This window comes from Aeromonas fluvialis (assembly GCF_000819885.1).
In the GTDB taxonomy this organism is placed as follows: domain Bacteria; phylum Pseudomonadota; class Gammaproteobacteria; order Enterobacterales; family Aeromonadaceae; genus Aeromonas; species Aeromonas fluvialis.
In genome coordinates, this window is record NZ_CDBO01000047.1 from 26,541 (window position 1) to 43,062 (window position 16,522).

The 16,522-nt window shown below is 55.6% G+C and carries 17 protein-coding genes and 2 tRNA genes; 4 read left to right on the plus strand and 15 right to left on the minus strand.

Features of this window, described 5'->3' with window-relative positions; all coding sequences use genetic code 11:
• Position 1 precedes the first annotated feature (1 nt).
• The 12 genes from rbfA to rlmE all read right to left on the minus strand — a co-directional run bounded on the left by rbfA (position 2) and on the right by rlmE (position 11,711).
• Positions 2-436, minus strand: a complete 435-nt coding sequence (gene rbfA / locus BN1125_RS10085; RefSeq protein WP_042012154.1) for a 30S ribosome-binding factor RbfA — start codon at positions 434-436, stop codon at positions 2-4.
• Positions 437-491: 55 nt separating this feature from the next.
• Positions 492-3,188: a translation initiation factor IF-2 gene (infB, locus tag BN1125_RS10090; protein ID WP_042012155.1), complete on the minus strand. Its 2,697-nt coding sequence runs from the start codon at positions 3,186-3,188 to the stop codon at positions 492-494.
• A gap of 20 nt (positions 3,189-3,208) precedes the next feature.
• Positions 3,209-4,711 (minus strand): transcription termination factor NusA, encoded by a 1,503-nt coding sequence (gene nusA / locus BN1125_RS10095; RefSeq protein WP_042012156.1) that lies wholly within the window; start codon positions 4,709-4,711, stop codon positions 3,209-3,211.
• 14 nt (positions 4,712-4,725) lie between these two features.
• On the minus strand, positions 4,726-5,184 hold the full coding sequence (gene rimP / locus BN1125_RS10100; protein WP_042012157.1) for a ribosome maturation factor RimP: 459 nt from the start codon (positions 5,182-5,184) through the stop codon (positions 4,726-4,728).
• A 166-nt stretch (positions 5,185-5,350) separates the two neighbouring features.
• A tRNA-Met gene (locus tag BN1125_RS10105) sits at positions 5,351-5,427 on the minus strand.
• 92 nt (positions 5,428-5,519) lie between these two features.
• Positions 5,520-5,604, minus strand: a tRNA-Leu gene (locus BN1125_RS10110).
• A gap of 7 nt (positions 5,605-5,611) precedes the next feature.
• Positions 5,612-5,938 carry a preprotein translocase subunit SecG gene (gene secG / locus BN1125_RS10115; RefSeq protein ID WP_042012158.1) on the minus strand — a complete coding sequence of 109 codons (327 nt, stop codon included), beginning with the start codon at positions 5,936-5,938 and terminating at the stop codon, positions 5,612-5,614.
• Entirely contained in the window at positions 5,939-6,703 is a 765-nt protein-coding gene (tpiA, locus tag BN1125_RS10120; protein WP_042012159.1) for a triose-phosphate isomerase, read from the minus strand. It abuts the gene before it with no gap.
• A 131-nt stretch (positions 6,704-6,834) separates the two neighbouring features.
• On the minus strand, positions 6,835-8,169 hold the full coding sequence (gene glmM / locus BN1125_RS10125) for a phosphoglucosamine mutase (protein WP_042012160.1): 1,335 nt from the start codon (positions 8,167-8,169) through the stop codon (positions 6,835-6,837).
• 15 nt (positions 8,170-8,184) lie between these two features.
• The gene (folP, locus tag BN1125_RS10130) at positions 8,185-9,030 is read right to left on the minus strand and encodes a dihydropteroate synthase (RefSeq protein ID WP_042012161.1); all 846 of its coding nucleotides are present in this window, start codon (positions 9,028-9,030) and stop codon (positions 8,185-8,187) included.
• A gap of 59 nt (positions 9,031-9,089) precedes the next feature.
• Positions 9,090-11,036 (minus strand): ATP-dependent zinc metalloprotease FtsH, encoded by a 1,947-nt coding sequence (gene ftsH, locus BN1125_RS10135; RefSeq protein WP_042012162.1) that lies wholly within the window; start codon positions 11,034-11,036, stop codon positions 9,090-9,092.
• Between the two features lie 45 nt (positions 11,037-11,081).
• A complete protein-coding gene (rlmE, locus tag BN1125_RS10140) occupies positions 11,082-11,711 on the minus strand; it encodes a 23S rRNA (uridine(2552)-2'-O)-methyltransferase RlmE (RefSeq protein WP_042012163.1) in 630 nt (209 codons plus the stop codon).
• 97 nt (positions 11,712-11,808) lie between these two features.
• On the opposite strand from rlmE, the gene yhbY reads away from it, so the two are divergent.
• Both yhbY and BN1125_RS10150 read left to right on the plus strand, forming a co-directional pair.
• Positions 11,809-12,105, plus strand: coding sequence for a ribosome assembly RNA-binding protein YhbY (gene yhbY, locus BN1125_RS10145; RefSeq protein ID WP_033114153.1), 297 nt, complete (start codon positions 11,809-11,811; stop codon positions 12,103-12,105).
• 103 nt (positions 12,106-12,208) lie between these two features.
• Positions 12,209-12,790, plus strand: coding sequence for a hypothetical protein (locus tag BN1125_RS10150; protein ID WP_042012164.1), 582 nt, complete (start codon positions 12,209-12,211; stop codon positions 12,788-12,790).
• Positions 12,791-12,873: 83 nt separating this feature from the next.
• Here the strand turns inward: BN1125_RS10150 and greA are convergent, their stop codons facing one another.
• From greA to pomA, 3 genes are all read right to left on the minus strand, one after another.
• The gene (gene greA / locus BN1125_RS10155; protein WP_042012165.1) at positions 12,874-13,350 is read right to left on the minus strand and encodes a transcription elongation factor GreA; all 477 of its coding nucleotides are present in this window, start codon (positions 13,348-13,350) and stop codon (positions 12,874-12,876) included.
• A gap of 152 nt (positions 13,351-13,502) precedes the next feature.
• A complete protein-coding gene (locus BN1125_RS10160; RefSeq protein WP_042012166.1) occupies positions 13,503-14,396 on the minus strand; it encodes a flagellar motor protein MotB in 894 nt (297 codons plus the stop codon).
• An 8-nt stretch (positions 14,397-14,404) separates the two neighbouring features.
• The gene (gene pomA / locus BN1125_RS10165; protein ID WP_042012167.1) at positions 14,405-15,163 is read right to left on the minus strand and encodes a flagellar motor protein PomA; all 759 of its coding nucleotides are present in this window, start codon (positions 15,161-15,163) and stop codon (positions 14,405-14,407) included.
• Positions 15,164-15,374: 211 nt separating this feature from the next.
• On the opposite strand from pomA, the gene xseB reads away from it, so the two are divergent.
• Together xseB and ispA are read left to right on the plus strand one after the other, a co-directional pair.
• Positions 15,375-15,626 carry an exodeoxyribonuclease VII small subunit gene (gene xseB, locus BN1125_RS10170; protein ID WP_042012168.1) on the plus strand — a complete coding sequence of 84 codons (252 nt, stop codon included), beginning with the start codon at positions 15,375-15,377 and terminating at the stop codon, positions 15,624-15,626.
• Positions 15,627-16,517, plus strand: a complete 891-nt coding sequence (gene ispA, locus BN1125_RS10175; protein ID WP_042012169.1) for a (2E,6E)-farnesyl diphosphate synthase — start codon at positions 15,627-15,629, stop codon at positions 16,515-16,517. It begins immediately after the preceding gene.
• Positions 16,518-16,522 lie beyond the last annotated feature (5 nt).

Here is a 16,522-nt window from a genome sequence, read left to right on the forward strand (position 1 = left end):
CTCAGGCTTTATCCTCAGTTGTGTCATCCGGTGCGGCGCCGTCTTCTTCACGACCGGATTCGGCCATGCGACGCTTGTCTTCACGCACAGTGTTGGTCACCAGGTTGGAGAGACGCATCCCTTCGACCAGGGTTTGATCGTAGTAGAAACGTAGCTCCGGCACCACACGCAGACGCATGGCACTGCCCAGCAGGCTGCGGATATACCCGGCTGCTTCGGTCAGACCCAGCAAGCCTTCCTTGATGCGTTCGGCATCATTTTCCAGCTGCAAGAAGGTGACGTAAACCTTGGCGTAGTTGAGGTCTTTGGACACTTCTACGTCCGATACGGTTACCATGCCAATACGCGGGTCTTTCACCTCGCGCTGCAGGATCAGCGCGATTTCACGCTGGATCTGCTGTCCGACCCGACGGGTCCGGCTGAATTCTCTGGCCATATTCTATCCTGCGATAAAAGGGGGCCGCGGCCCCCTATTTTTTCTGACTCTTGGCTTACAGAGTACGTTGAATTTCAACAGTCTCGTAAACTTCGATCTGGTCGCCTTCGCGCACGTCGTTGTAGTTCTTGACCGCGATACCACACTCGTAGCCATTGCGAACTTCGTTGACGTCATCCTTGAAGCGGCGCAGGGATTCCAGCTCGCCTTCATAGATAACCACGTTGTCACGCAGTACACGGATACGGTTGGAACGTTTGACCACACCTTCGGTGACCATACAGCCGGCAACGGCGCCGAACTTCGGTGACTTGAAGACGCTACGCACTTCAGCCAAACCGATGATCTCCTGACGATACTCAGGGGCCAGCTTGCCGCTCATGGCCTGCTTCACTTCGTCGATCAGGTCATAGATGACGGAGTAGTAACGCAGATCCAGGCTCTCGGCTTCGATGACCTTGCGCGCAGAAGCGTCGGCACGGACGTTGAAACCCACCAGGATGGCGCTGGAAGCCGCTGCCAGGGTCGCGTCGGTTTCGGTGATACCGCCGACACCGGAACCAACGATCTTGACCTTGACTTCATCGGTAGAGAGCTGAACCAGCGCATCACAGATAGCCTGCACCGAGCCCTGTACGTCAGCCTTGATCACCACGTTCACTTCGGACACTTCGCCCTCGGTCATGTTGGCGAACATGTTTTCCAGCTTTGCCTTCTGCTGGCGAGCCAGCTTGACGTCGCGGAACTTGCCCTGACGATAGAGCGCCACTTCACGGGCTTTCTTCTCGTCACGGACAACGGTGGCTTCGTCACCGGCAGAGGGAACACCGGACAGACCCAGAATTTCCACTGGCAGGGAAGGACCTGCTTCCTTGATCTCGCGACCCAGTTCGTCACGCATGGCACGAATACGTCCGTATTCCAGACCACACAGGACGATGTCACCCTGACGCAGGGTACCTTCTTGTACCAGCACGGTAGCAACCGGACCACGACCTTTATCCAGGAAGGATTCGACCACCACACCGCTCGCCATGCCATCAACAACCGCTTTCAGTTCCAGTACTTCGGACTGGATCAGGATGGCTTCCAACAGATCGTCGATACCTTCGCCTGACTTGGCAGATACATGAACGAACTGGCTGTCGCCACCCCAATCTTCGGACATGACATTGTAACGGGCCAGTTCTGTCTTGACACGATCCGGATCTGCTTCCGGCTTGTCGATCTTGTTGACTGCAACCACGATAGGCACTTCAGCCGCTTTAGCGTGCTGGATAGCTTCGATGGTTTGCGGCATAACGCCGTCATCGGCAGCAACAACCAGCACCACGATGTCAGTGGACTTGGCACCACGAGCACGCATGGAGGTGAATGCCGCGTGACCCGGAGTATCCAAGAAGGTGATCATGCCACTTTCGGTTTCGACGTGGTAAGCACCGATATGCTGGGTAATACCACCGGCTTCGCCAGCAGCCACCTTGGCTTTACGAATGTAGTCGAGCAGCGAGGTCTTACCGTGGTCAACGTGGCCCATGATGGTCACGACCGGTGCGCGCGGCTTGGCTTCAGAGGTCTCGTCACGATCGGACAGTACCGCCTCTTCCAGCTCGTTCTCACGACGCAGCACCACCTTGTGACCCATCTCCTCGGCGACCAGCTGAGCGGTCTCCTGGTCGATCACCTGGTTGATGGTGGCCATGGCACCCATCTTCATCATCGCCTTGATGACTTCAACACCCTTGACGGCCATCTTGTTGGCCAGCTCGGCCACGGTGATGGTCTCGCCGATGACGACGTCGCGGTTCACCACGGCTGCCGGCTTGTTGAAGCCGTGCTTCATGGCGTTAGGCATGGCGACCTTGCCACGCTTGCCTTTACGGGCACGCGGGTTGCGAGAGTCGCGGTCATCTTCACGACGACCAGCCTTTTTCGGGGCTTTGACCGCTGCGGCAGCGGTACGACGACTGGTCTCTTCCTTCCGATCCAACTCGTCTTCTGCGGCTTGCGCATGCTTGTTGGTGGTCAGGTGGTAGTCGCTGCTCTCTTTGGCGCGAGCAGCCTCTTCTTCAGCCCAACGGGCCGAGTTCTGTTCCGCCATGAGACGAGCCTCTTCGGCTTTCTTCGCGGCGAGTTCTTCAGCTTTTTGCAAAGCTGTTTGTTCCTGTTGGCGCTTCAGTTCTTCTGCTTCGCGCTTGGCCATCTTTTCTGCCTCTTGCTGAGCTGTGCTACTGGCTGCTTTGGCGGGCTGTGAAGCCTGTCGAGCCTTTGATTGTGCCTCGATCCGCGCCTTTTCCTCAGCTTCACGACGAGCTTGCTCAGCCTCACGGCGAGCCTTCTCTTCAGCGTCGAGGCGGGCCTTGTTCTCGGCCTCACTACGAGCTTTTTCTTCTGCTTCCAAACGCGCTGTTTCCTCGGCTTCCGCCTGGCGCTGTTCATCTTCCAGCGCCGAGCGTCTTACATAGGTGCGAGACTTGCGCACTTCTACCTGCACTTCTTTGTTCTTGCCGCCAGACCCCTGAACACTGATGGTGCTCTTGGTCTTGCGCTGCAAAGTCATGCGGGCAGGTGCGGTGGTCTCGTCACCTCCATGCTGTTTCTTCAGGTGTGCCAGCAGAGTCTGCTTTTCAGACTCGCTAACCATGTCGTCGGCCTTGCTCTTGCTGATACCGGCATCGACAAACTGCTGGAGAAGACGATCAACCGGTGTGTCGATGTCAGTGGCAAGTTGTTTGACTGATACTTCTGCCATTCATTTTCCTCCGTTTGATCTTACTCGGACTGCTCTTCTCCGAACCAACAGATGTTGCGAGCAGCCATAATGAGCTCACCTGCCTTCTCGGCAGTCAGCCCTTCAATATCAGCAAGGTCATCGATACCTTGCTCAGCCAAATCTTCCAGGGTGCCAACGCCACGGCCCGCCAGAGCGTAAGCCAGTTCGCGGCTCAGGCCGTTCAGATTGAGCAGATCATCAGACGGCTCGACGCCATCGAAAGACTCTTCCTTGGCCAGCGCCTGGGTAGTCAGGACATCTTTGGCGCGCTTGCGCAGCTCTTCGACCATCTCTTCATTCAGACCGTCGATAGCCAGCAGCTCATTGACCGGTACAAAGGCGATCTCTTCCAGGGTAGAGAAGCCCTCTTCCATCAGCAGACCGGCGAAATCGTCATCGATATCCAGGGTGCTGGTGAACAGGTTCATGATGCGGTCGTTTTCGGCCTGGTGCTTGGCACGCATGTCCTCAACAGTCATCACGTTCAGCTCCCAACCGGTCAGCTGGGAGGCCAGACGCACGTTCTGACCATTGCGACCGATGGCCTGGGCCAGGTTGGCCGCTTCCACGGCGATATCCATGGTGTGGTTGTCTTCATCAACGATGATGGAGGCCACATCGGCAGGCGCCATGGCATTGATCACGTACTGGGCCGGGTTGTCATCGTACAGCACGATATCGGCACGCTCACCGCTCAGCTCGGCTGAGACAGCTTGCACACGGGCACCACGCATACCAATACAGGCACCGATCGGGTCGATACGACGATCGTTGGTCTTCACCGCTATCTTGGCGCGGGAACCCGGATCACGGGCGGCACCCATGATTTCGATCATCTCTTCACCGATTTCCGGTACTTCGATGCGGAACAGCTCTTTCAGGAAGTCCGGGCTGGAACGGCTGACAAACAGCTGGGAACCACGCGCCTCGGGACGTACTGCGTAGAGCAGGCCACGGACGCGGTCACCCGGGCGGAAGGTTTCACGCGGCAGCATGTCGTCACGGAAGATCACGGCTTCAGCGTTGCTACCCAGATCCAGGATCACGTTGTCGCGGTTGCTCTTCTTGACCACACCACTGATGATGGTGCCTTCTTTGTCTTTAAACTGGTCAACTACCTGTGAACGCTCGGCTTCGCGCACTTTCTGCACGATAACCTGCTTGGCGGTCTGGGTAGTGATACGGTCGAAGGTCACAGAGTCGATCTGGTCTTCAACATACTCACCGATCTGGATTTCCGGCTGATCAATCTGAGCCGCTTCCAGGGTGATTTCAGCATAGGGGTTTTCCATCGCGGCTTGATCCGCAATGACTACCCAGCGGCGATAGGTGTCGTAGTCACCGGTCTTGCGATCGATTTCGACCCGCACTTCAATCTCGCCTTCATATTTCTTCTTGGTCGCAGTCGCCAGCGCGGTTTCTAGAGCCTGGAAGATCTTCTCGCGCGGTACCGCCTTCTCGTTGGATACTGCGTCAACGACCAGCAAAATCTCTTTATTCATATCCGATAGCCTCGTTAACCAAAGTTCGGCACTATGTTCGCTTTTTGGATATTGGTGAAAGCCAACACGTCGTCCTTACCATCTACTGTCAGGGTGATCATGTCGCCTTGCACAGCTTTGATTACGCCTTTGAACTTGCGGCGGTTGTTTGTTGCCATCCGAAGCGTTACCGCCGCCTCTTGGCCAACGTATTTTTCGAATTGGGCAACCTTGAACAGGGGGCGATCCAGACCCGGGGAGGATACCTCGAGGTAATATTCCTCGATGATGGGATCTTCGACATCCATGATGGCGCCAACCTGATGGCTGACTGCAGCACAGTTCTCGACAGTCACACCCTGCTCGCCGTCAATATAGACACGCAAGGTGGAGTGTTTACCCGCACGGATAAACTCAATACCCCAAAGTTCAAAACCCAAGGCAACGACCGGAGCCTCGAGCAGATCGGTCAAACGTTGTTCCAACGTAGCCAAAGTCACCCTCCGAAAAACAAAAAAAGGGCATAAAGCCCAGATAGAGATCGATTCAGAGTAAATCGCACATAACAAAAAGCCCCGATGTCAAATCGGGGCTTGGCGCTTTACCCTGATTGTCGCCTCGCAGCGACCGCTTTCCTGAGCGTAGGAAATGCGTGAAATTTGGTTGCGGGGGCCGGATTTGAACCGACGACCTTCGGGTTATGAGCCCGACGAGCTACCATGCTGCTCCACCCCGCGTCCGAAATCGTGCGAGATTATAACCATTTCACTCTCTCGATACAAGACTGAGTGGCTATAATACACCCGGTCACCCGGGTTCACTGCTTAACTGGTGCCGTGGGCGGGACTCGAACCCGCACACCCTAGAGCACTACCCCCTCAAGATAGCGTGTCTACCAATTCCACCACCACGGCAAAACTCTTACTCGGGAACGTCAGTATCTTTGTTCACTGGCGCTTTGGTCTGCTCAACCTGTTGGGTTTGTTGCAGATTTTCCCACTCACTACCCTGCTTGACCTTATTGCTGGACATAGAGCCGAGCACCAGGCTGATAACAAAAAACAGAGTAGCTAAAATTGCTGTTGTTCGGGTCAGGAAACTGCCTGAACCACCGGAGCCGAATACTGTGTTCGATGCCCCTGCGCCGAAGGAGGCGCCCATATCAGCCCCTTTACCTTGCTGAATCATCACCAGACCAATCAGAGCCAGTGAAACCAGCAGATAAACGACTAAAAGAATCTCGTACATTTAACTTGCACCCTTTGCCGCTTCAACAATTCCTAAAAACGCATCGCTATCGAGGCTTGCTCCGCCAATCAGTCCGCCATCAATATCGGGCTGTGCAAACAAATCTCTCGCGTTGCTCGGCGTTACGCTCCCACCATAGATGATTCTAACTTTCTCACCTATTACCGGAGTATCCTCCGCCAAGCGACCACGTATAAAGGAATGAACCTCTTGTGCCTGCTCGGGTGTGGCGCATTTACCTGTACCTACAGCCCAAATCGGCTCGTAGGCGATGATAGCATTATCGAAAGCCATCGCGCCATTTTTCTCTATGACGATATCCAGCTCTTCAGCGATCACCTCGAAGGCTCTTCTCGCCTGCCTCGCCGCACCTGACTCACCTAAACAGAGGATGGGAATCAAGCCTGCCGATCTGGCTGCCGCAAACTTCTCTGCGACGATAAAACTGGTCTCACCAAAGAGACGCCTGCGCTCGGAGTGCCCTACCAATACGTAACGACACCCTGCCTCAACCAGCATCTGACACGAGATTTCTCCTGTGTAAGCGCCAGTAGCGTGCTGACTCACATTCTGAGCCCCCAACTTTATTACCTTCTGCTCATCGAGCAGTCGCGCACTAAAGTCAAGATGCACATGGGAAGGACAGAAAGCCACATCTACTTTTCCATCAACACCTTTAAGGCACTGACTCGTAAACTGCTCTAACTGCGACCTACTACCGTGCAACTTCCAGTTGGCTGCTACAAACGGCTTGCGATGTCCCATCGGCAACTCCCTTGCGAAAGCGGGGCTGATAATATCCAGAGGATGCTCAGCTGACAAGTGCTATTTTTAAATTTTTGAATCGTTTGAACAAGATGCAACCAGGGCGGCTAAAAAGCCGCCCTGGTTGTTCATTAAAACGCCGATTCGACCTGTTTGGCGATGCGCTGAGCCATGTCACGCACCTGCTGTTCATGCTCCCCTTCAACCATGACCCGGATCAGCGGTTCGGTACCTGATTTACGCAATAGTACGCGACCACGACCAGCCAGCTCCTGTTCCACCTTGGCAACCTCATCCATAACGGCATCAGCGGCCAGCGGATCCTTGCCTTCGGCAAAGCGCACATTCACCAACACCTGCGGGAACTTGCTCATACCGGAACGCAGCTTGGCCAGCGGCATCTCGGCACTGCGCATGGCAGTGAGCACCTGCAAGGCGGCCACAATGCCATCACCCGTGGTGGTCTGATCCAGACAGATAATGTGGCCGGAGTTCTCGCCACCGATACGCCAGCCCTTCTCTTCCATCATCTCCAGCACATAGCGGTCACCCACCTTGGCACGGGCAAACGGAATGCCCAGGGTCTGCAACGCCAGCTCCAGACCCATATTGGCCATCAGGGTGCCGACGACCCCCCCCTTGAGGCGACCATTGCGCAGGGCATCGCGGGCGATGATATAGAGGATCTCGTCGCCATCGATTAGATAACCGGTGTGATCCACCATGATCAGACGATCGCCGTCACCGTCGAATGCCACCCCGAGATCGGCCTTGCACTCCAGCACCTTGGCAACCAACGCTTCAGGCGCAGTTGAACCGACACCATCGTTGATGTTGAGGCCATCCGGAGCGCAGCCCATGGTGATCACCTCGGCGCCCAGCTCACGGAAAACCGATGGTGCGATGTGATAGGTGGCGCCGTTCCCGCAGTCGACCACCATTTTTACCCCATCCAGATTCATGTGGGAGGGGAAGGTGCTTTTGCAGAATTCTATATAACGGCCAGCCGCATCATCGATACGTACCGCTTTACCAAGCTCGGCAGACTCGACGCACTGGAGATCGTGATCCAGCTCGGCTTCGATAGCCATCTCGACATCGTCAGGCAGCTTGGTGCCATCGGCAGAGAAGAACTTGATGCCGTTGTCATAAAAGGGGTTGTGGGAGGCGCTGATGACGATACCGGCTTCGGCACGGAAGGTGCGAGTCAGGTAGGCAACCGCCGGGGTGGGCATGGGGCCCATCAAAATGGCTTTGAGGCCAGCAGCAGAGAGGCCCGCCTCCAGGGCAGACTCCAGCATATAGCCGGAGATGCGGGTATCTTTGCCAATCAACACCTTCTTGGTGCCCTTCTTGGAGAGCACCTTACCGGCAGCCCAACCCAGTTTCATCACAAAATCAGGGGTGATCGGGTATTCGCCAACCTTGCCGCGCACACCATCGGTGCCGAAATATTTTCTTGCCATTGTTTGTTCTCTTTATTATCTGGAGATAAAATTTTGTCCCGTCATTGCCTGCCAACCGACCCGCAATGCGTCCATGGTCTCCCGTACATCATGTACCCTGATGATGCGGGCTCCATGCTGCATACCGATAAGGGCGCATGCCAGACTGCCCGCCAGACGGTCGCCAACCGGACGGCCCAGCAGATTGCCTATCATAGACTTTCGCGACATCCCCACCAATAGCGGCAAGCCATAATCAAGCAGTTCCTTTTGGGCTGTCAGCAGCTGATAGTTATGCTCAAGGGACTTGCCGAAGCCATATCCGGGATCCAGCAACAAATGGTCGCGCTTGATCCCGACCGCCAGACAAGCGGCAATGCGCTCATCAAAAAAGGCGCGCACTTCCCCGAGCAAGTTGTCATAGTGCGGCTCAACCTGCATGGTTCTCGGTTGCCCCTGCATATGCATCAGACAGACAGGGACAGCAGCCTCGGCAGCCGCCTGCAGCGCACCCGGCTCCTGCAGCGCTCGCACATCGTTGATAAGATGCGCGCCCACCTTGCCCCCCTCTCGCATCACCGCAGCCTTGGAGGTATCGAGGGAGACCATCACATCCAGCTCACGGACCAGCTGCTCCACGATGGGGATGACCCTGTCCAGCTCCTCCTGCTCGCTCACATCAGGTGCACCAGGGCGGGTAGACTCGCCACCTATGTCGATGAGCGTTGCCCCATCAGCGACCATCTGACGCGCATGAGCCATTGCTCGTTCACGTTGATTGAAATTGCCGCCATCGGAGAAGGAGTCGGGTGTCACATTGAGGATCCCCATCACATGGGGACGATCGAGGGAGAGGCTGAGCCCCTTGCTGGTTAACTGCATCTTCACGTCCATCTGATAAAGAAAAACCCCGGGCAAGCCCGGGGTTTGGAGAGTCACTATTATTTGGCCGGGATGTCGTTGGCTTTGTCGATAGTGGCATCCGCCACCGGCGCAGCCTCATCGGCCGGTTTGGTCTCGGCAGCTACAGTGGAACCACCCTGCGGTGTATCGCCGTGCTCGTCATGCCAGTTGCTGGGAGCTCGGACCTCGCGACGCGCCATCAGATCATCGATCTGTTTGGCATCGATGGTTTCGTACTTCATCAGCGCATCTTTCATGGTATGCAACACGTCCATGTTATCCAGCAGGATCTGCTTGGAACGGGCATAGTTGCGATCGATAACCTGTTTGACCTCGGCATCGATGACGCGAGCGGTATCGTCGGACATGTGCTTGGCCTTGGCCATGCTGCGACCGAGAAATACCTCGCCATCTTCTTCCGCGTAGAGCATGGGACCGAGACGCTCGGACATACCCCACTGAGTGACCATCTTGCGTGCAATGTCGGTTGCCCGCTCGATGTCATTGGAAGCACCGGTGGAAACCTTCTCGGCACCATAGATAAGCTCTTCTGCCAGACGACCGCCGTACAGGCTGGAGATCATCGACTCCAGATGCTGCTTGGAGTGGCTCCAGCGATCCTGCTCCGGCAGATACATGGTCACACCCAGCGCACGACCGCGCGGAATGATGGAGACCTTGTAAACCGGGTCATGATCCGGAACCACACGACCAATGATGGCGTGGCCGGCTTCATGGTACGCAGTCATCTCTTTCTCGGACTCTTTCATCACCATGGAGCGACGTTCCGCACCCATCATGATCTTGTCCTTGGCCTTTTCGAACTCAGCCATGGAAACCACACGGCGACTTTCACGGGCAGAGAAGAGGGCAGCTTCGTTGACCAGGTTGGCCAAGTCAGCACCGGAAAAACCGGGTGTACCACGGGCAATCAGTGCCGGATTGACATCATCTGCCAACGGTACTTTGCGCATGTGCACTTTCAGGATCTGTTCGCGACCACGAACATCCGGCAGACCGACCACCACCTGACGGTCGAAACGGCCCGGACGCAACAGCGCCGGATCCAGTACATCCGGACGGTTGGTTGCGGCGATGACGATGATGCCTTCATTGCCTTCGAAACCATCCATCTCGACCAGCATCTGGTTAAGGGTCTGCTCACGTTCATCGTGACCACCACCCAGACCGGCGCCACGCTGGCGACCGACCGCATCAATTTCATCGATGAAGATGATGCAGGGTGAGGATTTTTTGGCCTGTTCGAACATGTCACGTACCCGGGAGGCACCGACACCGACGAACATCTCCACGAAATCGGAACCGGAGATGGTGAAGAATGGCACCTTGGCTTCGCCCGCAATGGCTTTGGCCAGCAGGGTCTTACCAGTACCGGGAGGACCGACCAGCAATACACCGGTCGGGATCTTGCCACCCAGTTTCTGGAATTTGCTCGGGTCACGCAGATAGTCAACCAGCTCCTTCACCTCTTCCTTGGCTTCATCGCAACCTGCAACGTCAGCAAAGGTGGTTTTGATCTGATCTTCACTCATCAGGCGAGCCTTGCTCTTGCCAAACGACATGGCACCTTTGCCACCGCCGCCCTGCATCTGACGCATGAAGAAGACCCAGACACCGATCAGCAGCAGCATCGGGAACCAGGAGATGAAGATAGAGGTCAACAGAGACGGCTCTTCCGGCTTCTCGCCCATCACTTTGACATTGTGATTGAGCATGTCGTTGAGCAGCTGGGGATCCGGCGCAGGGATGATGGTGGTGAATCGTTCACCAGTACGCTTGACGCCATTGATGACCTTACCGTCCATCCGCACTTCACGGATCTGCTCTTGGGTCACCTCTTTAACGAAGCTGGAATAGTCCAGCTGGCGACTGGTGGTATCGCTGGGGCTGAAGCTATTGAACACCGACATCAATACGACGGCGATGACCAGCCACAGGATTAAGTTTTTCGCCATGTCACTCAAATCAGTAACCTCGCAGACTGACAGTTAACGATGAAGGTTAGGGTACTACAGTTTAAAACCGGTAGCCACAATGTAGACTTCCCGCGATCTAGCTCGGGATGAGTCTGGTTTACGAATTTTGACAGCTGAGAAAAGTTGACGAATTTCATTGAGATAGGCATCAAAGCCCTCTCCCTGAAACACCTTCACCACGAAACTGCCGTCACTGCGCAACACCTGATTGCACATGTCCAGAGCCAGCTCGACCAGATACATGGCGCGAGCCTGATCCACCTGCTGGGTACCGCTCATGTTGGGTGCCATATCAGACATCACGACATCGACCTTGTCGGGCCCCACTCGCTCAAGCAACGCGCCGAGTACAGTTTCCTCCCGAAAGTCCCCTTGCAGGAAATCGACACCGGCAATGGGATCCATCGGCAAAATGTCACATGCGATGACGCGACCCGAATCGCCAACCTGTTCAACCGCAAACTGGGACCAGCCACCGGGGGCTGCCCCCAAATCCACTACGGTCATGCCATTTTTCAGCAAGCGATCCTTACCTTGGATCTCGTCAATCTTGAAAACAGCACGAGAACGCAGGCCCAATTTCTGGGCTTTTTTGACGTATTGATCGTCGAAATGTTCTTTTAACCAGCGCGTTGAACTGGGGGAACGTTTTTTCTGGGTCATGATAATCGACTTTAAAAAACCACAAGGGTTATTAGTATTAAGGGCTAAGTGGGGGTAGAATACGCCCCTTTCAACCCTGACTTATGAAGAAATTGCGATGATTCTCAACAATAAACAGAAACAGTACCTCAAGGGCCTTGCCCACAGCCTCAAACCGGTCGTCCTGTTGGGTCAGCATGGTCTGACTGAAGGCGTACTGGCCGAGATCGATCTGGCACTGAACCATCACGAGCTGATCAAGGTTAAGGTTGCCTCTGAAGATCGCGAGATGAAACAACTGGTTATGGATGCTATCGTCCGTGAAACAGGCTCTGTAAAAGTACAAAGCATGGGTCATGTACTGACCATCTATCGGCAGGCCAACGAGCCCAAAATCCAGCTGCCCCGCAAGTAAAAGGAAAGAGCGCTGCTCTTTCCTTATTCCACTTCTTCCCGAGTCGCTTGCCAAAGTAGTCGCAAAGCCCTTAACCTGCGATGAATACTTCAGGACACGCACTATGGCTCACCATCAAATTCTCACCGACGATGAGCTGGCCATGCTGCGGGACTTGGGGAGCAATCAGGACACCCATGTTCTGAGTGGTCACCTCGATGCCCCTATGCTTGGCTTGCTGCAAAAAGCCGAACAACTCGTGCTTGAAGCCCGTTTTGCCGGGCATCAGCTGCGCTTTCCCCTGATCTTTACGCAAGGGGAAGATGGCTTTATCGAACCCCGACTCTGCGCCCCCGTCATCAGGGAGCTGGGCTTTGATCAGCCTCGCGCTTGGCGTCTCGCACAAACAGCCAGCTTTTGCAGCGAGCTGGGGCGGTTTCAGGTTATCAGCATCTCCCTCAACGGCCTGATTGTGGAAAATCTGCCAGTAGACATGGTGGCCGATGATCTGATCAGCGGCAATCTCTGCATTGAGCAAGAAGAACCACTCCCGCTGCAGGGTCGACTGGTGCGGCGTATCAAGGCCCATGCCGACCATGCCACTTGGGCGCTCAGCTTCCAGATGAGTGAAAGCAACATAGAACGGCTGCGCCATTGGCTGTTCCTGCGCCATCAGGATGCCTTTACCGAAGCATATCTGCCCTAGCGGTTACACTGCAGCGCAGGATCTGCACAGTCAAAGACAAAGGGGAGCGCCAGCTCCCCTGTTTAATCTTCCGTCGCATTCGCTTAGATGTAAGCGACTTCCAGCACTTCGTATTCCACATCGCCAGCAGGGGTCTTGACGATGGCAACATCGTCCACTTCCTTGCCAATCAGGGCGCGGGCAATGGGTGAGTTGACGGAGATAAGGTTCTGTTTGATATCAGCCTCATCATCACCCACGATACGGTAGATCACCTCTTCCTCGGTCTCGCTCTTGAGCAGGGTAACCGTTGCACCAAAAATAATGCGGCCGTTGTTGGTCATCTTGGTGACATCAATCACCTGGGCATTGGAGAGCTTGGCTTCAATCTCCTGAATGCGACCTTCACAGAACCCCTGCTGCTCGCGAGCGGCATGGTATTCGGCGTTTTCCTTCAGATCACCGTGCTCACGGGCATCAGCAATCGCTTCGATAATCTGGGGACGAAGCTCGCTCTTGAGATAATCGAGCTCTTCGCGCAGCTTCTCAGCGCCGCGAACAGTCATCGGTGTATGATTCATAGTCGAAACCTGGGTTGCTTGAAAATAGAAGCTGCGGCTATCTGCAAGGAGGCCGCAGCAATCGGTTCGGATGAGGCATCTTAATATGAAGCCAACACAAAATCCATGTCAGCCCCCTGATGCAGCGTTCGGTTGTTTGCTCGCCCCCTGGCTTACTTCCCTTCCGGCACCGAGATCGGTGCCGATATGGTCGGTTTACCCTGCATGATGGCGATCTCCACCCGCCGGTTCATCCGCCGATTCTCGGGGGTCGTGTTGGGCACCAGCGGTTGAGAATCCGCCATCCCCTGCACGATCAACCGCCCCTGATCAAAACCGGGGACTTTGATCATCTGATGCGCGACGGCCACCGCCCGCTGGGACGACAGCTCCCAGTTGGACTGGAACAACTCATCCTCGGTCGCCACGTTGTCGGTGTGACCGGAGATGGTGATCTCTCCCGGTACATCCTTGAGCAGGGTCGCTACCTTGCGAATAACCGGCCAGAACTGGGGTTGCAGAAAGGCCGATCCCGCCGGGAATGATGCTTTCTCTCTGATCCGGATAATGATCTGCTGTCCCAGCGCCTCGATCTCGATGGCACCGTCCTGGATCTGCTCTTTCATCTGTTCGGCCAGCGCCTTTGCCAAGGTATTGGACTGTTCTTGCGCCTTCTGCGCATCCTGCGCGGTATCCCCCCCCGTCTGCTTGCCATCACGCTTGTCCTGACCCCCGGCCTGCTCTGCCTCACCGGGCAAAAATTCCAGCTCGGTCTGGGTCAGATCGATGGTCTGCTGCATCACGGTATCAATCGGCGTGGGCTCGGGGCGGCCAGGTCTGAACTCCTGGGCAATCACCGAGGTTCCCTTGGGAATATCCTTCACCTCCAGAATGTTCTGCACCCCGAAGGCTTTTTCCATGGAGCCTGCTATCTGCTTGAACTTTTGTACATCCATCTCGGCAAAGGAGAGCAGCAGCACGAAGAAGCACATCAATAGCGACATCAGATCGGCAAAAGTACCCATGTATGCGGGTAGGCCGGGCGGTGGACATTTGCAATCAGACATCTTGCCCCCTACTCTGCGCCGGTATTACGTTTGGATTGATTCAGATAGTTTTGCAGCATGGACTGGATAACCCGCGGGTTCTGGCCATCCTGGATCCCCATGATGGCATCAAGGATCAGGGTGCGGCTGAGCTTCTCCTCACCACTACGCAGCTCCAGCTTATCCGCGATGGGAATGGCGACCATGTTTGCCAAAATCGCGCCATAAAGGGTCGTCAACAAAGCAACCGCCATCGCCGGGCCAATGGACTTGGGGTCACTCATGTTGGCCAGCATGGCGACCAATCCCACCAGGGTACCAATCATACCCATCGCAGGGCCCAAGTCTCCGAGAGTACGAAAAACCTTGATGGCGGTGACATGCCGCTCGGCTGTCAGCTCGATATCCTTTTCCATCACGGCTCGCACCACCTCGGCATCATGGCCATCCACCAGCATATCGATCCCTTTTTTCATAAAGGGATTAGGGATTTCTGCCGCCTCCAGCGCCAGAAAGCCCCCCTTGCGAGCGGCATCAGCCAGTTCAACCGCTTTGGTAATCAAATCATCCAGCTTGTCGCCTTTATACATAAAGGCTTTGCCACCAACCTTGAATGCCATAAAAAACTGGCCGATGTTGAACTTCATCATGGCGATGAAGATTGAACCAAAAATGGTGATATAGACCGATGGCATATCCACATACATGCTCATGGGGCCGCCCAACAGCATGCCGTAAACCACCACCCCGAAACCCAGCACTATCCCTATCAGACTGCCTAGATCCACGTCCCTACTCCTGTCACCGATTCTTATACCTAATTATAGTTTGTTGAATTTTCTGCTATTGCGACCCTAGCGGCAAGCATGCATCCACTGAGAATGATGGCTCATTATCGGCCAGTTTAGCGAGAGTTTGAGGGGGCAATGCTTTTCTGCCTCCCCCCTGTGGACGGTCGATGCTAATATAAGCCGTTTTTTTCAATCCCCGAGGATGGACATGGCCAGTAAAAAAAACGACCGTCTGAGTTTTGATGCCACTCTGGAAGAGCTGGAAACCATCGTTCATCAGCTGGAACAAGGTTCCCTACCCCTGGAAGAGGCACTCAAGCAGTTCGAGCAGGGCGTTCATCTGGTTCGGGCCGGTCAGCAGAAGCTGGAACTGGCCGAACAGAAGATCCAGATCCTGCTCAGTCAAACCGATGGCAGAGACCAGCTCGCCCCCTTCCAGCCAGAACAAGGAGAGGAGTAAGTGGCGCTGGACCATTTTTCCCGTCTGCATCGTCAGCGTATTGACGACTGTCTGTCAGCACAACTTGAATCCTTGCCAGCCATGGCCCCGCGCCTGCGCGATGCCATGAAGTATGGCTTGCTGTTAGGTGGCAAGCGGGTACGCCCCTTCCTGGTCTACGCCGTTGGCGAAATGCTGGGAGTAAAAAGCGACCTGCTGGACGGCCCGGCCGCCGCGGTCGAGTGCATCCACGCCTACTCTCTGCTGCATGATGACCTGCCAGCAATGGACAACGACGACCTGCGTCGTGGTCAGCCAACCGTGCACAAGGCGTTTGACGAAGGGACCGCCATTCTGGCCGGTGATGCGCTGCAGACCCTGGCGTTCTCCATTCTGGCCGACCACCCCATGCCCGAGACATTGATGGCCAACCGGGTGCGCATGTTGAGCACCCTCGCCCGCGCCTCCGGCTATCTCGGCATGTGTGGTGGTCAGGCGCTGGATCTGCAGGCCGAAGGGCGCCAGATCTCGCTCGCCGAGCTGGAGCAGGTACACCGCCACAAGACAGGAGCGCTGATTGAATGCGCCGTGGCGCTCGGCGCCCTGTGCAAAGCCGATGTCGATGACGCCACACTGAGCGCACTGCAAGCCTATGCCGCAGCCATCGGGCTGGCCTTCCAGGTACAGGATGACATCCTCGACATCACCGGTGATACCGCCACCCTGGGCAAGCCACAAGGTTCTGACCTAGCGCTGGAGAAAAGCACCTATCCGGCCCTGCTCGGACTCGAAAACGCCCGTGAGCTGGCTCGCGAACTGCATGGGAAAGCCTTAACAGCCCTGCAATCCTTGCCCTACAATACCGACATTCTGGAAGCGTTTGCCGATTACATCATCGAGCGAACCCACTAAACGCT

Excerpts from the sequence above, each read along its gene's own strand:
- BN1125_RS10150 (WP_042012164.1), top strand. The coding sequence starts at position 12,209 with ATGGCTCACCATCAAATTCTCACCGACGATGAGCTGGCCATGCTGCGG.
- yhbY (WP_033114153.1), top strand. The coding sequence starts at position 11,809 with ATGATTCTCAACAATAAACAGAAACAGTACCTCAAGGGCCTTGCCCAC.
- rbfA (WP_042012154.1), bottom strand. The coding sequence starts at position 436 with ATGGCCAGAGAATTCAGCCGGACCCGTCGGGTCGGACAGCAGATCCAG.
- rlmE (WP_042012163.1), bottom strand. The coding sequence starts at position 11,711 with ATGACCCAGAAAAAACGTTCCCCCAGTTCAACGCGCTGGTTAAAAGAA.
- greA (WP_042012165.1), bottom strand. The coding sequence starts at position 13,350 with ATGAATCATACACCGATGACTGTTCGCGGCGCTGAGAAGCTGCGCGAA.
- secG (WP_042012158.1), bottom strand. The coding sequence starts at position 5,938 with ATGTACGAGATTCTTTTAGTCGTTTATCTGCTGGTTTCACTGGCTCTG.
- folP (WP_042012161.1), bottom strand. The coding sequence starts at position 9,030 with ATGCAGTTAACCAGCAAGGGGCTCAGCCTCTCCCTCGATCGTCCCCAT.
- infB (WP_042012155.1), bottom strand. The coding sequence starts at position 3,188 with ATGGCAGAAGTATCAGTCAAACAACTTGCCACTGACATCGACACACCG.
- nusA (WP_042012156.1), bottom strand. The coding sequence starts at position 4,711 with ATGAATAAAGAGATTTTGCTGGTCGTTGACGCAGTATCCAACGAGAAG.
- BN1125_RS10160 (WP_042012166.1), bottom strand. The coding sequence starts at position 14,396 with ATGTCTGATTGCAAATGTCCACCGCCCGGCCTACCCGCATACATGGGT.
- tpiA (WP_042012159.1), bottom strand. The coding sequence starts at position 6,703 with ATGGGACATCGCAAGCCGTTTGTAGCAGCCAACTGGAAGTTGCACGGT.
- xseB (WP_042012168.1), top strand. The coding sequence starts at position 15,375 with ATGGCCAGTAAAAAAAACGACCGTCTGAGTTTTGATGCCACTCTGGAA.
- glmM (WP_042012160.1), bottom strand. The coding sequence starts at position 8,169 with ATGGCAAGAAAATATTTCGGCACCGATGGTGTGCGCGGCAAGGTTGGC.